We start from the raw sequence: 14,234 nt of genomic DNA, 5'->3' as shown, positions 1-14,234 counted from the left end.
GAAACGGACGGATTTCATACCGTCAAAAGCGTTGTTCAGCCTTATCTGTCAGCGTTTTCAAAAGAAATAAGGATTCTGCTGAAATTTTTTTAAGACCTGCCCTTAAAAAAATGCCGGCAGTCCGTATATTGAACAGCAGCGCGTTGTTTTTTTCCAACGCGCTGCCATTTCATTTTTGTGTTATTATTCGCCGATGACCGTGAGCTGTCTTGTTTTTTCAGCCACTTCTTCAGGATCGACCGTAATTCTGGCGACGCCCGTTTCCATCGCTGCTTTCGCAACAGCTTTCGCAACGGCAGGAGCCACGCGTTTGTCAAATGGAGCCGGGATGACATAATCAGCGCTTAATTCTTCCTCTGAAACAAGGGAAGCAATCGCTTCAACCGCAGCAATTTTCATTTCTTCGTTGATGTGAGTCGCGCGTACGTCAAGCGCCCCGCGGAAAATTCCTGGGAATGCCAGTACGTTGTTAACCTGGTTCGGGAAATCAGAACGGCCTGTTCCGATTACGCTAGCGCCGGCTGCGCGCGCGTCTTCAGGCATGATTTCCGGATTCGGGTTGGCCATTGCGAAGATAATCGGATCTTTCGCCATGCTCTCCACCATTTCTTTTGTCAGCGCGCCTTCGACTGATACGCCGATAAAGACGTCTGCATCTTTAATGACATCCTGCAGCGAACCGTCGTTTCGGTCTTGGTTTGTAAACTTTGCCACTTCGTTTTTCACCGCGTTCATGCCAGCCGGACGCCCTTCGTAAATCGCTCCTTTAGAGTCGCACATCACGATGTCGCGTACGCCGAAATGGTAAAGAAGCTTAATGATCGCGATGCCTGCCGCTCCCGCTCCGTTTGCCACAACTTTAATGGATGACATGGATTTTCCTGATAATTTCAGCGCGTTTACAAGTCCGGCAACGGTTACGATGGCAGTGCCGTGCTGATCATCGTGGAAAACCGGAATGTTTGTTTCTTTTTTCAAGCGCTCTTCGATAATGAAGCAGTTCGGCGCCGCAATATCTTCAAGGTTGACACCGCCGAATGTCGGTGCAAGCAGCTTCACAGTGTCAATGATTTTGTCCACATCGTTTGTGTCAAGCGCGATCGGGAATGCATCCACGCCCGCGAAACTTTTGAACAGCACCGCTTTCCCTTCCATGACCGGAAGTGAAGCTTCAGGCCCGATATTACCGAGACCGAGAACGGCTGATCCGTCTGTTACGACTGCTACCATGTTCCCCTTCATTGTATAATCATATACTTTATTTTTATCGTCATAAATCTCTTTACAAGGCTCAGCTACTCCGGGAGAGTAGGCAAGGCTTAAGTCGTCCGCGTTTCTGACTTCTACCTTTGCTTTTGATTCCAGCTTTCCTTGATTTACTTTGTGTAAATGTAACGCTTCTTCTCTTAATGACATTCTAAACACTCCTTTTAAGTACTTTGTTACATATTCTGCCGCATAGACTGGTACAATCGCTGGAGGTGAAAAATTTCAGAATCTTTAAATAAGATAGCACAATTGTTTCAATTGTATAACAAAACGATTATTGTTACCACTATTTTAACACGACGTTTTCGCGGCCCAGCAGCTCTTTTAAACGGTATAACGCCTGATGGTCCGCCTGAATATGAAAAGTATCCGGCAGCCTGATCGTCTGCTTGTCTTTTTCATAATATAGATAAACGCCGGTTTCCCCTTTATGCTCCAGTAAAATACGCTTCATCTTTTCCAAAAACTCCTGATTGTGCCGGCTGCCTTCGATTTTGATGTAAACAGACGGCGCTCTGTCTGCCTCCGTCTGCTCAAGAAGAGAGGCGGATGACATGATGAATTGTGTCTTCTCCTGACGCTCTTCCATTTTTCCGGCGGCGAATAAAAGCGCGCCTTCTTTTAACAGCGGAGACAGCCTTCTATATTGGTCAGGAAACACGACGGCTTCCATTTCTCCCGTTTCATCGCTTAATGTGAGAAACGCCATATGCTGACCTGTCTTTGTCCGAATCGTTTTGATGCCCGCGAGCAAAGCGCCGATTGACAGCTGTCCCTTCGGCATCTGCCGCGCTGCTGTGATCGCTTGCGCCCCCCGTTTGTTCAGGAGATCCCTGAAAGCAGACAAAGGATGGCTTGAGAAATAAACACCGAGAGCTTCTTTTTCGAACCGAAGCTTGTCCACGAGCGGAAATTCCTCAGCCTCTACATATTTTGGCTTAATGGAGAACGATTCTTCCAAAAACAATCCCATTTGGTCATCGTCTGCACGAAAAAGTTCAGCGTGCTCTAAAGCCACATCAACGGAAGCCAGCAAGGCGGCGCGATTTTGATTGAATTCGTCCATGGCGCCAGAAAATATAAGGGCTTCGATGGTTTTCCGATTCACGCTTTTTGCAGGTACGCGAAAGCAGAAATCGAAAAGATCCTCGAACGGTTTATGTGTTCTTGCTTTATAAATATCTTTCACTGCCGAGACGCCTACGTTTTTAACGGCCCGCAAACTGTATCTGACGGCTCCGTTTTCCGGCGCAAACGGAAAACCGCTTTTGTTTATTGACGGCGGAAGGACTTGAATCCCGCTCCCCTTCGCTTCATGCAGATATTGCGATATTTTGTCCTCATTGCCGATGACGCTCGTCAACAGCCCGCACATAAAATATAACGGATAATGCGCCTTTAAATAGGCGAGCTGATAGCCGATCATGCTGTATGCGACAGCATGGCTTCTGTTGAATCCGTAGTTAGCGAATTTTACAATCAGATCGTAGACCTCGTTTGCAGTGACTACAGAATACTCCTTTTTTAAGCACCCTTCAACAAAATGGCTTCGCTCTCTGTCCAGAATGTCCTTTTGCTTTTTGCTGACAGCCCGTCTGAGCAGATCCGCTTCACCTAATGAAAACCCTGCCATGCGCGAGGCGATCATCATTATCTGTTCTTGATAGACGATGACGCCGTAAGTGTCACTGAGAATATTTCTTACGTCCTCGTGCGGCACTTCCACACGCGCGCGGCCGTGCTTCCGATCGATAAATAACGGAATATTTTCCATCGGTCCCGGCCTGTAAAGCGCGTTAACCGCGACAATGTCTTCCAGTCTTGACGGCTTCAGGCGCTTCAGCACGTTTCTCATTCCTGATGATTCCAGCTGAAAAATGCCCGTCGTATCACCGTTTGACAATAGCGAGAACGTTTTTTCATCCTGATAAGAAATCTCGGAAAAATCAATTTTCGTATTCGTCTCTTTTTCAATCATCGTTTTAATGGATTCAATAAGCGTCAGGTTGCGCAAACCTAAAAAGTCCATTTTCAAAAGACCGAGATCTTCCAGGTGATCCATCGCATACTGCGTTAAATACACGCCGTCATGCCCTTCTTGAAGAGGGACAACTTCCGAAAGCGGCTCTTTACTGAGAACGACCCCGGCCGCGTGTGTTGACGTGTGTCTCGGAAGACCTTCAATTTTCCTTGCGATCTGAAACACTTTATGAAGAACGGCGGATTCGGACAGCCGCCTGTTCAGCTGAGCGGACTGCCGCCTCGCCTCCTCAAGCGTCATTCCCGGTTTTGACGGAATCAGGCGGGCAAGCTGGTCGGCTTCTTTCGGGCTGATTCCGAACACTCTCCCGGTATCCCTTAACGCCGCCTTTGCGGCCAATGTCCCGAAGGTGATAATCTGGGCGACGTGCATGGCCCCGTACTTATTTTGTACATACTGAATGACCTCATCCCTTCTCGTATCAGGGAAATCGATATCAATATCCGGCATGCTGATCCGCTCGGGATTAAGAAATCTCTCAAACAGCAGAGAATGTTTAAGCGGATCCACGTCGGTAATGAAAAGCGAGTAAGCGACAAGCGAGCCTGCCGCGGACCCCCTTCCCGGGCCTGTCACAATGCCCTTTTCATGCGCGTACTTCATAAAGTCCCATACGATGAGAAAATAATCACTGAATTTCATGCGCCTGATGACGTCCAGCTCATATTCAAGCCGGCGGACAGCCCGCTCATCAGGAGTGCCGAAACGGAGACGCAGCCCCTCATGACAGACTTCCGCCAAATAGTCATCGGCTGATTTGCCGTCCGGCGCCGGAAAAGACGGAAGCTGTGTCTGTCCGAGGCTGACATCGACCCGGCATTGCCGGGCGATACGGGCGGCTGCTTCAATCGCTTCCGGATGCCGCGTGTAAAGCTCTGCCATTTCTTCAGGCGTCCTCAAGTATAAGTCCGGCAGATTCCCGCTCTGATCCTCCCATTTCTCTCCGGCTTTAATAGCGCACAGACAGCGGTACGCATCTTGATCCTCTTTCTTGATATAGCGGACATCCCCCGCAGCGCAGACAGCGATTTCCGTCTCGGCTGACAGGCGGAGAATCTCTTCTGATAACGCCTCATGTCCTTTAAACGGCTGGTACCCTAAATAAAAACGGCCGTCTCCGAACAGCTCCCGGAATCCTTCGGCAGCCCGGACCGCTTCTTCAAACTTCCCGGCTTGAAGCAGGCTTTCAATGTACCCGTTTTCACCGGGCGTAATGGCGATCAGCCCCTCATGATAGCTCTTCATCCATTTTCGCTTCATGCCGCCCTTTGCCATGGATTGCAGCGCACTTGAGATTTTCACCAGGTTCTGATAACCGGTGTTTGTCTCCGCTAAAAGAATGAGCGGGTGTGCTTCAAGCTCTGTATCGTCCGTGTATATAGAAGCCGTCAGACCGATAATCGGCTTAATTCCGTTTGATTTGCATGCTTTATAAAACTCAATGGCGCCGTACATCACATTTTCGTCCGTCAGCGCCAATGATGAATATCCGAGTTCCTTCGCTTGTGTAACAAGCTCTTTTACAGAAGCGGCGCTGTTTAACAGGCTGTAGCCGCTATGTACTTGCAGGTGAACAAAAGACGACAATGCCGCCACTCCTTTCCCATACGTTCATTTTGCCTTTCTACATTATAAGACGGGTTTTCTTAAGAAACAAATGTTCTTTTTTGACTCATCATCATACTTGTCCGTTTCGCTCAATATGATAGAAAAGTGAGGTGGTGTATATATGGATCAGGAAGCCGGCTTTATGGCGAATTTCATCAGCAGTTATTTTATCGCTCTCGGTGTGTTGCTCGGCGGCGCGCTGATCGGCGGCCTCGGAGCTTATTTATCAGGCGAGCCTCCGCTGACGGCGATCACAAAATTGGCGAACAGGCTGAAAATCTGGGCGCTTGTCGCGGCCATCGGGGGAACATTTGACGCGGTATACAGTTTCGAGCGGGGGCTGTGGGAAGGCAACACGCGCGACATCTTCAAACAGCTTCTTTTAATTATTTCAGCAATGGGCGGCGCGCAGACCGGCTGGCTGATTATTTCATGGCTGACCCAGGAGAATATGTCATCATGAGAATTCCCGAGTATTATAAAAAACCGGGATGGCAGCGTTTTTTTGCGGGAATGATGTGCGGAGCCATCGTCAGCTGGCTGTTCTTTCTGTTTACATACGGAACGTTTCAGGAAGAACAGGTGACGTTAATTGAAAAGCAGCGGGAGCACGCGCGGGATTTAAAAAACCAAATCTCCATCTATCAGAAAGATCTTCATAAATTAAATGAGGATAATAAGCAAAGACTTCTCATCCAAAGTGTTGATGTGAAGCTGATTAATTGGGAAAAATACAGAATCGCCCAGCCTGACAAGATGAAATTTGAGGAACAGGTGAAAGATAATATTTCTGAAGTCATCACAAAGGATATTGAAAGCGTGTATAAAACAAAGGAGCTTTTAAAACGGACGATTGAAAACAAAATATACACCATAAATGAGAAGGAATTTAAAGCTGAAGTAAAGGAACTGACGATTTATACGAGATTGTCTGTCGAAATTCATATTTCTTTTGCGACGTAATTATGTCATTTTTAAAAATTTTCCATAGATCTGTCGCTTTTTTCTCCGCTTTTTTATAAACTGTAGATGAGACATTTTCAACGATTCTGAAGGGAGGAAGGGAAAATGGAGGTTTTTAGTGAACGCCGCTTGGCAAAAGATCATGCAGCCCGAATCAGACAAGGCTATTCCGCATATGCAGAAACAGACACACTCGCTTCCCTCATAAAAAAAGAACTCCAAATCTGTAATCTCCGCGTCTACGAAGACCTGACTGAATTCGGCTGCTGGTTCATCCCCGTGACAGATGAACACTAAGAAAGAGGGTCTCCCCTCTACTTGTGTTCGTTACATACCTCTTCCAGATCAGCAAGAATCTGATCGGTTTCATCCCAGCTGAAGATGGATGCGCCGGCCGCAAGCGGATGTCCGCCTCCATTGTATTTCCGGGCAATTCCGTTGATGACCGGACCTTTTGAACGGAACCGGACTCTGATTTGATCGTCTTCTTCTACGAAAAACACCCAAGCGCGGATACCCGAAATATTTCCGAGTGTTCCGACAAGCTGCGACGCTTCAGAAGCGGTGGTTCCATATGTCTCCAAAATGTCTTTTTTAATGAAAACGGAAGCGACGCCGTTTTCAGACAGTGACACATTTTGATAAATAAAGCCGTTAAGCTTCACCACATTTAACTTTGTTTCATACAATTGATTGAACAGCTCTGACGATGAAAATGGGAACTCAATGAGCTCTCCCGCGTATTTTAATGTCTTTTTTGTGGTGTTCGGGAACAAGAAGCGCCCCGTATCACCGACGATACCCGCGTAGATCAGCTCAGCTGCTTTCGTATTCAGTTTCCAGCCGTGCTGCTTTCCTTCCAGGTACAGCTCATAGATCATTTCGCTTACGGAGCTTGCATTCGTATCGACCCATAACAGATCGCCATACGGATCTTCATTTGGATGGTGGTCTATTTTCATGAGCTTTGCGCCGGAATGGTAGCGCTGATCGTCGACCCTGCCTTGGTTTGCGGTGTCGCACACGATGACAAGAGCATCTTTATAGGTTTCGTCATCCACCTCATCGAGGGAATATAAAAAAGACAAGGACGGTTCAGGCTGTCCGACGGCAAAAATATTTTTTTCGGGATACGTTTCCCGCAGGATTTCCGTAAGGCCGCACTGCGAACCGTAGGCGTCCGGGTCAGGCCTCACATGTCTATGTAAGATAATGGTGTCATATAATGATATGGTTCTGATCAGTTCGGATTTCATCGTTTTCTCCTTTTCGTTTTTATTCATTTAATCATACTCTTTATCCATGGAAAAGGAAAATCTTTCAGCAACGGTATAAACGGTTTTGCAAACTCATATAATGGAGGATTTCATTTATGCTGGTTTTTGTTTTTCTCATCGGGCTTTCTGCCTGCTTTTACGTGTATTACAAAGTAAAAGGAATCCAGACGAAACGGGCGCTGGAGAAGGAATGTTTTTCGGCTAAATCAAGTATGGCATTAGGCGCGCTGGTGCTTTTGTACGGAGTAAACCAAATGATTCTGTTCCACTCCGTTCTGACCCTGGTCATCGGCGGCGTCTTCATTTTAATCGGAGCAGGCAGCGCATGGGCCGGGTATAAAGCCTATAAGCATTATGAGCCTATCCATGCAAAGGAAGCGGAGAGGGACCACGCATAATGAATGCCAAGGGACCCGGGTGCGTCCCTTAACTTCTCTCCATCAGCTGCACCATGAGCATCGCTTTTGAAACGATGCCGCTTTGGCTTGACACTTCCACTTCCATTTTCCCGAATTTCCGGCCCGCCTCTAAAATGCGCGGTTTCACTTCAATGACCGACTCCATCTGTACGGGCTTCAGGAAGAAAATCGTAATGCTTTCAATGACCAGCTCGCCGCGTTTGCGGGAGCGTAAAAATCGGCTGGCGGCCTGGGTTAAAATCGTGGTAAACACCCCGTAAGAAATCGTGCCGAGCTGATTGGTCATTTGCGGCGTGACTTCATATTGATAAACGGCCGGCGTTTTGTTATCTTCCTCTTCTTTAAATCCCCTTGAAACAATATCATCCAGCTTTTCTCCGACCTGAGGCTGCTTTTGAACCATCTGAAGCGCTTTTAAGACATCCTGGCGGCTGATCATTCCGATCAGTTTGTGATGCCCGTCTGTCACCGGAAGCACTTCAATTCCTTCCCAAACCATCATTTGAGCCGCTGAGGCGACAGATGTTTTTCCGATCACCGTGACAGGGTTTTTGGTCATTACTTTTTCAATGGGAACTGACCGGTCATGCCCCGCGATATCTTTCGGCGTGAGGATTCCGTGGATTTTCATCTGCTGATCGATAACCGGAAAGCGGCCGTGTCCGGTTTCATAGTTCTTTTCGTACCATTTCTCCAGTTTATCCTTAGGGAACAGCGTCACTGTCCGATCTGCGGGCGTCAAAATATCTTCCACGAGCACAATCTCTTTTTTTATGAGCTGATCATAGATCGCCCGGTTGATCATCGCGGCTACCGTAAAGGTATCGTAGCTCGTGGAGAGAATCGGAAGCTCAAGCATATCGGCCAGCTCGATAATGCTGTCGTCGGTATTAAACCCTCCTGTTACCAAAACGGCCGCGCCCGCTTCAAGCGCCTGGCGGTGGGCGTTGATTCGGTTCCCGACGATTAACAGGTTCCCCGCGGCCGTATAACGCATCATCGCGTCAAGCTCCATCGCCCCGATCACAAACTTATTCAACGTTTTATGCAGACCTGCTTTTCCGCCGAGCACCTGGCCGTCGATCACATTGACGACCTCGGCGTATGTCAGCTTTTCAATATTTTCTTTTTTCTTCTGTTCAATCCGGATGGTCCCCACACGTTCAATAGTGGAAACGAATCCTTTGTTTTCGGCTTCCTTAATGGCTCTGTAAGCCGTTCCTTCACTGACTTTCATTTCTTTCGCAATTCTTCTGACCGAAATTTTTTCACCGACAGGAAGCGAATCTATGTATGATAGGATTTGTTCATGCTTTGTTGCCAAGCGTTTCACCTCTAAGGACAGTCTTCTCTTTTATTATAAGGGTACGGGGGATTCATTCGCAATGAGACGCCCGAAAAAAGGCGGCATCACAAAAAAGACCTTCTGAATGCTTGATTCAGAAGGTCTTTGACACATATGTCAGGCAAGCTCAATGGTCTCGCCGACCGCCATGACTTTGCCGACGCCTCCGGGCAGACTTTCAGCGAAAGCGTCAGGGTCCTGTTCAATGACGGGGAATGTATTGTAATGAACGGGAACGACCTGTTTCGCTCTCAGCCATTCAGCCGCGAGTTTCGCATCTTCAGGCCCCATGGTGAAGTTATCACCGATCGGCAGAAACGCCAGGTCAATGTGATTCAGTTCCCCGATCAGTTTCATATCTGAGAACAGCGCCGTATCGCCGGCGTGGAAAATCGTTTTGCCGTCAATCGTTAATAAAATCCCGGCCGGCATCCCGGTGTATGTGATGGTTTTGTTTTCTTCATCAGTGACCGCCGATCCGTGGAACGCCTGTGTCAGTTTTACTTTGCCGAAATCAAATTGGTGCGCCCCTCCGATATGCATCGGGTGGACCTTTAAACCTTTAAAGCCGAGATAAACGGCCAGCTCGTTCGGCGCAATGACGAGCGCATCGTTTTGTTTGGCGATCTGCTCTGTATCTCCAACATGGTCATTGTGTCCGTGAGTAAGCAGGATGACATCCGCTTTCACTTCTTCCGGTTTCAAATTTGTCAGACTGTTTCCGGTCAGAAACGGATCAAAAATAATGTTATGGGTTTTCGTTTCCACTTGAATGACAGAATGTCCGTGATAAGTCACTTTCATCGTTTTCACCTCATAAAAAATTAATATTTATCAAGTTCCCTTTTTGACAAACGAAAAAACTTACAGGGATTGATGCCTGTTAATCACATTCAGCCCGCCTGTTGCTTCAATGACCGTTCCGGTTACAAGATCGGAATCTTCTTCACATAAAAAGGCGATGATTCTCGCAATGTCCTCTCCGGTTCCGGACCTGCCGATCGGCGTCTTTTCTTTGCCGATTTTCCGTCTTGCTTCCTCTATAGACGCTTCTTTCATATCTCCTACAATATCGCCCGGGCAGACCATATTGGCTGTAATGCCTGATTCGGCTTCTTCAATCGCAATGGTTTTCGTTAACGAAGCCAATCCGACTTTAGCCGCTCCGAAAGCGGAACGGTGAAGCCAGCCGGGGGCATGGTCCGCTCCTTGAAAACCGTATGTAATAATCCGGCCGAACCGCTGCTGTCTCATGACCGGGATAACCGCTTTAAACAGATGGAAAACGGCGCTTAAATTCCCTTCAAGCATGCCATACCATTCGTCATCGGAGTAATCGGCAAGCTTTTTGCGCTCAAATATGTACGGCCCGGCATTGTTAATCAGTATGTCAATCCTTCCAAACCGCTGAAGGGCTGCATCGGCGATCCGCATGAGATCTTCTTTCCGGGTTACATCGCCCTTAACGAATTGCAATCTGTCATGGCACCCGGGATAATCCGCCTTCAGACAAGCGACCGCTTCTTCGTCCTGTCTGTAATTCACTGTGACAGAAAAACCTTTTTCCAGAAGCATTTCAGTCACTTTTCGGCCCAATCCCTTTGTACCGGCAGTGATTAGAGCATGTCGCACATTGAATACCCTCCCCAGGCAACGTAGCCGCTTCAATAAAATCAAGACGTTTCTCCCTCTACTTTACTATAAACAAACGGCAATATCACTTTTTTGCACTTCGTCCGCACGAAAAAAAAGCCGTCTTTACAGACAGCTTAATTTTCTGAAGGAGCAGAGGCTTCCTCCATGCCGACATAACCGCTTTGGTATGCCTCTGAGATAAGCCTGGCCGTTTCTTCACTTTCTTTTTCATCATAGATGTAACGGTCTTGTTCTTTGCGCATTCCTTCTACCTCCCATCTTTTATAGATGTAGGGTGTCTGATATGACGGGAAAATATGAAGGAAATTTCAGCAAATTAAATGCCGGCGCAGGCTTTTGCTTTTACGAGCGCCTGTTCTACCTGCTGAAAACCCGTTCCGCCGGCGCTCATTCTTTTTTCAACCGCATGATGCGGATCGAGCACGGTATAGATATCTTCTTCAAAGAGACTGCTGGCTTGAAGGAATTCTTCAAATGCCATATCACTTAAATAGATTCCTTTTTCAATACAGCTGTACACAAGCTTGCCGACCACTTCATGCGCTTCTCTGAACGGCATGCCTTTTTTAGCTAAATAATCGGCAAGTTCCGTCGCATTTGAAAAATCTTGTTTTGTCGCTTGTTTCATGATGTCTTTGTTTACTTTCATCGTTTCAATCATGCCCGTGAAAATCTGAAGGCTTCCTTCTACGGTTTTCACAGTGTCAAACATGCCCTCTTTATCTTCCTGCAGGTCTTTGTTGTAAGCGAGCGGGAGTCCTTTCATAATCGTGAAAAGACCCATCATATCACCGTATACGCGTCCGGTTTTACCGCGGATCAGCTCCGCCATGTCGGGGTTTTTCTTCTGCGGCATCATGCTGCTTCCCGTCGCGTACGTATCATCCAGTTCAATGAATCTGAATTCCTGCGAGCACCATAGAATGATTTCTTCTGATAAACGTGAAAGGTGCATCATCAGCATGCTGCTGCCGCTTAAAAACTCGAGAATAAAATCTCTGTCACTGACTCCGTCAAGACTGTTCTCATAAATGGAGTCAAAACCAAGCAGCTCCGCCGAATAGTTACGGTCTATCGGAAACGTAGTTCCGGCAAGCGCCCCGCATCCGAGCGGCGATATGTTAATCCGCTTCATAGCATCCCGAAAACGTTCTTTATCCCGTTCAAGCATCCAAAAATAAGCAAGCAGATGGTGGGCGAAAGAAATAGGCTGAGCCCGCTGCAAATGGGTGTACCCCGGCAGAATGGTCTCGACATTGGCCTCGGCTTTTTCGATCAGCGCTTTTTGGAACTGTTCAATCAGCACGATGATATGTGAGACATGATCTTTCAAATACAAATGCATGTCGGTCGCCACCTGGTCATTCCGGCTTCTGCCGGTATGGAGCTTGCCGCCTAGCGGTCCGATTTCTTCGATCAGCATTTTTTCAATATTCAAATGGATATCTTCATAATCAACAGAGAATTCAAGCGTTCCTTCCTCTGCTTTTTGCAGGAGGGTCTGCAGCCCCTGTCGGATGGCGCCTTCTTCTTCTTCCGTCAGAATGCCGCATTTTTTCAGCATTGCCGCATGAGCGAGAGACCCTGTAATATCCTCTTTGACTAAGTTTTGGTCGAATGTGATGGATGCGCCGAACTCATCGACCCACTTTTCCGGTGTTTTTTGAAAACGGCCTCCCCAAAGCTTCTTCATGCTTCAATCTGCTCCTTCTTTTTCACAATGCTGTTTACTTTTGTCGGCAGTCCCCAAAGCTCAATGAAACCGATTGCCGCGTGATGGTCAAACGCATCGTCTTTTGTATATGTCGCAAGTTTTTCATCGTAGAGTGAATATTCCGACTTACGTCCTTCTACAATGGCATGGCCTTTAAACAGCTTGACTCGCACAACGCCGGTGACGTGCTTTTGGGTTTCTTTCAGGAATGCAAGCAGCGCGTCTTTTAACGGCGAGAACCATAAACCGTTATAGATGATTTCAGACAGTTTTTGTTCAATTGCCGGTTTGAAATGGGCCACTTCTTTCACTAAAGTCAGATCCTCAAGCTCTTTGTGAGCCGTAATTAAAGTCATGGCGCCCGGGCACTCATAAACTTCACGGGACTTAATGCCGACCAGGCGGTTTTCCACATGGTCAATCCGGCCGATGCCGTGTTTTCCGGCAGTCTCGTTCAGCTTGAGAATTAAATCAGCGAGCGGGTAGGTTACGCCGTCGATTGAAACCGGAACACCGGCTTCAAATGCGATTTCGATGATTTCCGGAACGTCCGGCGTGTTTTCAAGAGATGTTGTCAGGTCATATGCCCCTTCAGGCGGCGCCGCCCACGGGTCTTCTAATATACCGCATTCATTGGCGCGTCCCCATAGGTTCTGGTCGATGGAATACGGGCTGTCAAGATTGATCGGAATCGGTATGCCGCGGCTTGCAGCGTATTCAATTTCTTCTTCACGCGACCATTGCCACTCACGGACCGGAGCAATGACCTCCAGATCAGGATTTAATGATTTAATGGATACTTCGAAACGAACCTGATCGTTGCCTTTTCCCGTGCAGCCGTGCGCTACGGCCACCGCGTTTTCCTTTTCCGCCACTTCAACGAGTTTTTTCGCGATTAACGGACGGGATAGTGCAGATACGAGCGGATACTTCCCTTCATACATTGTATGGGCCTGCATAGAAATGAGCGCGTACTCCCGGGCAAATTCTTCTTTCGCATCAATCACATACGAATTTACGGCGCCAACTTCCAGCGCTTTTTGCTGAACGAATGCCAAATCCTTTCCTTCCCCAACATCTAAGCAGCATGCAACAACATCGTATCCCTGTTCTTGCAGCCATTTTATCGCTACAGAAGTATCAAGACCTCCTGAGTATGCCAATACAACCTTTTTTTGTTCTGCCATGTTAAAAGCTCCCTTTGTATAAAAATTAGTTTTAATTAATAAAAATGCATTTTGTATGTATACACTGTAACAAGTAAATTCTGTTTTTTCAAGCCTTTTATAAAAAAAACCCCACCCAATTTTTTGAGCGGAGCAAAGCCTTTTTATACATTTATAAATCTTTTCGGATTTCCCGGAGCACATGAGGCAGTTCAGGAATAATCAGTTTACTCATTGCAAGCTTTACGGCGCCTGAGGAGCCGGGCGTGCAGAAGACTGCGGTATTTCGGATCACACCCGCTGCCGCTCTGGACAAAATGGCGGCGGAACCGATGTCCTCCGTATAGCTCAGCATGCGGAACAGCTCGCCGAATCCCGGGAGTTCTTTTGAAAACAGCGGCGTGACCGCTTCAATTGTGACATCCCTTTCGGCAATGCCCGTCCCTCCGTTTAACAGCACCGCATCTGTATATTCATCCATACAGCCGGATAAAACGGCTTTCTGCAATTCATCTTTTTCATCTTTTACAATGTCATAAGCGACCGTTTCAAATCCCGCTTCTCTGATGAAATCCATCATGACGCGACCGCTTTTGTCGGTTTCTTTCGTTCTCGTGTCGCTGACTGTTATCACCTTGCAGCGCACGGCTGACGGGGCTTCTTGTTTATGTTCATGCACACTCATTGCTTCACCTCATCGTTTATGTATTAAACATATCGTAACGTTTGACTCTGGGGCATTCAATAAAAAAGCACACCCTAAAGGATGTGCTTTT

Annotated in this window: 14 protein-coding genes; 4 read left to right on the top strand and 10 right to left on the bottom strand. The window is 47.4% G+C overall.

The annotated features are described in order from the left end of the window. Positions 1–183: 183 nt before the first annotated feature. A complete protein-coding gene (locus ACWJJ4_RS05915) occupies positions 184–1,416 on the bottom strand; it encodes an NAD(P)-dependent malic enzyme (protein ID WP_007613079.1) in 1,233 nt (410 codons plus the stop codon). Between the two features lie 139 nt (positions 1,417–1,555). Further along, entirely contained in the window at positions 1,556–4,897 is a 3,342-nt protein-coding gene (dnaE, locus tag ACWJJ4_RS05910) for a DNA polymerase III subunit alpha (protein WP_217904188.1), read from the bottom strand. A gap of 142 nt (positions 4,898–5,039) precedes the next feature. Between dnaE and ACWJJ4_RS05905 the strand changes: the two genes are divergently transcribed. From ACWJJ4_RS05905 to ACWJJ4_RS05895, 3 genes are all read left to right on the top strand, one after another. Further along, entirely contained in the window at positions 5,040–5,381 is a 342-nt protein-coding gene (locus ACWJJ4_RS05905; protein WP_017418353.1) for a YtrH family sporulation protein, read from the top strand. Further along, the gene (gene ytrI, locus ACWJJ4_RS05900) at positions 5,378–5,881 is read left to right on the top strand and encodes a sporulation membrane protein YtrI (protein WP_071391505.1); all 504 of its coding nucleotides are present in this window, start codon (positions 5,378–5,380) and stop codon (positions 5,879–5,881) included. Before ACWJJ4_RS05905 ends, ytrI begins: the two co-directional genes overlap by 4 nt. Positions 5,882–5,986: 105 nt before the next feature. Continuing rightward, entirely contained in the window at positions 5,987–6,178 is a 192-nt protein-coding gene (locus tag ACWJJ4_RS05895) for a hypothetical protein (RefSeq protein WP_003152436.1), read from the top strand. A gap of 17 nt (positions 6,179–6,195) precedes the next feature. On the opposite strand, the gene ACWJJ4_RS05890 is transcribed toward ACWJJ4_RS05895, so the two are convergent. Next, complete coding sequence (locus ACWJJ4_RS05890) at positions 6,196–7,137, bottom strand: DHH family phosphoesterase (protein ID WP_003152435.1); 942 nt, start codon at positions 7,135–7,137, stop codon at positions 6,196–6,198. Between the two features lie 116 nt (positions 7,138–7,253). Between ACWJJ4_RS05890 and ACWJJ4_RS05885 the strand changes: the two genes are divergently transcribed. Next, positions 7,254–7,556, top strand: a complete 303-nt coding sequence (locus tag ACWJJ4_RS05885; protein WP_003152434.1) for a YtpI family protein — start codon at positions 7,254–7,256, stop codon at positions 7,554–7,556. 28 nt (positions 7,557–7,584) lie between these two features. Here the strand turns inward: ACWJJ4_RS05885 and ACWJJ4_RS05880 are convergent, their stop codons facing one another. The 7 genes from ACWJJ4_RS05880 to ACWJJ4_RS05850 form a co-directional block, all read right to left on the bottom strand. Then, on the bottom strand, positions 7,585–8,901 hold the full coding sequence (locus ACWJJ4_RS05880; protein ID WP_003152433.1) for a CBS domain-containing protein: 1,317 nt from the start codon (positions 8,899–8,901) through the stop codon (positions 7,585–7,587). 138 nt (positions 8,902–9,039) lie between these two features. Further along, entirely contained in the window at positions 9,040–9,726 is a 687-nt protein-coding gene (locus ACWJJ4_RS05875) for a metal-dependent hydrolase (protein WP_003152432.1), read from the bottom strand. 60 nt (positions 9,727–9,786) lie between these two features. Next, positions 9,787–10,554: an SDR family oxidoreductase gene (locus ACWJJ4_RS05870; protein ID WP_003152431.1), complete on the bottom strand. Its 768-nt coding sequence runs from the start codon at positions 10,552–10,554 to the stop codon at positions 9,787–9,789. A gap of 137 nt (positions 10,555–10,691) precedes the next feature. Continuing rightward, positions 10,692–10,820: a hypothetical protein gene (locus ACWJJ4_RS05865; protein ID WP_003152430.1), complete on the bottom strand. Its 129-nt coding sequence runs from the start codon at positions 10,818–10,820 to the stop codon at positions 10,692–10,694. A 74-nt stretch (positions 10,821–10,894) separates the two neighbouring features. Beyond that, the gene (gene argH / locus ACWJJ4_RS05860) at positions 10,895–12,271 is read right to left on the bottom strand and encodes an argininosuccinate lyase (protein ID WP_003152429.1); all 1,377 of its coding nucleotides are present in this window, start codon (positions 12,269–12,271) and stop codon (positions 10,895–10,897) included. Next, positions 12,268–13,479: an argininosuccinate synthase gene (locus tag ACWJJ4_RS05855; protein ID WP_264101117.1), complete on the bottom strand. Its 1,212-nt coding sequence runs from the start codon at positions 13,477–13,479 to the stop codon at positions 12,268–12,270. The genes argH and ACWJJ4_RS05855 overlap by 4 nt, the downstream gene beginning before the upstream one ends. Before the next feature lie 151 nt (positions 13,480–13,630). Then, on the bottom strand, positions 13,631–14,143 hold the full coding sequence (locus ACWJJ4_RS05850) for a MogA/MoaB family molybdenum cofactor biosynthesis protein (protein ID WP_003152427.1): 513 nt from the start codon (positions 14,141–14,143) through the stop codon (positions 13,631–13,633). Between the last annotated feature and the right edge of the window lie 91 nt (positions 14,144–14,234).

It is taken from the genome of Bacillus sp. JK62 (assembly GCF_053663455.1).
This window is presented reverse-complemented; position numbering and strand designations above follow the sequence as displayed.

Bases quoted from the DNA above. Each gene is read 5' to 3' on its own strand.
- ACWJJ4_RS05850 (WP_003152427.1), bottom strand. From the start codon at position 14,143: ATGAGTGTGCATGAACATAAACAAGAAGCCCCGTCAGCCGTGCGCTGC.
- ACWJJ4_RS05905 (WP_017418353.1), top strand. From the start codon at position 5,040: ATGGATCAGGAAGCCGGCTTTATGGCGAATTTCATCAGCAGTTATTTT.
- ytrI (WP_071391505.1), top strand. From the start codon at position 5,378: ATGAGAATTCCCGAGTATTATAAAAAACCGGGATGGCAGCGTTTTTTT.
- ACWJJ4_RS05895 (WP_003152436.1), top strand. From the start codon at position 5,987: ATGGAGGTTTTTAGTGAACGCCGCTTGGCAAAAGATCATGCAGCCCGA.
- ACWJJ4_RS05875 (WP_003152432.1), bottom strand. From the start codon at position 9,726: ATGAAAGTGACTTATCACGGACATTCTGTCATTCAAGTGGAAACGAAA.
- argH (WP_003152429.1), bottom strand. From the start codon at position 12,271: ATGAAGAAGCTTTGGGGAGGCCGTTTTCAAAAAACACCGGAAAAGTGG.
- ACWJJ4_RS05865 (WP_003152430.1), bottom strand. From the start codon at position 10,820: ATGCGCAAAGAACAAGACCGTTACATCTATGATGAAAAAGAAAGTGAA.
- ACWJJ4_RS05890 (WP_003152435.1), bottom strand. From the start codon at position 7,137: ATGAAATCCGAACTGATCAGAACCATATCATTATATGACACCATTATC.
- ACWJJ4_RS05885 (WP_003152434.1), top strand. From the start codon at position 7,254: ATGCTGGTTTTTGTTTTTCTCATCGGGCTTTCTGCCTGCTTTTACGTG.
- ACWJJ4_RS05855 (WP_264101117.1), bottom strand. From the start codon at position 13,479: ATGGCAGAACAAAAAAAGGTTGTATTGGCATACTCAGGAGGTCTTGAT.
- ACWJJ4_RS05915 (WP_007613079.1), bottom strand. From the start codon at position 1,416: ATGTCATTAAGAGAAGAAGCGTTACATTTACACAAAGTAAATCAAGGA.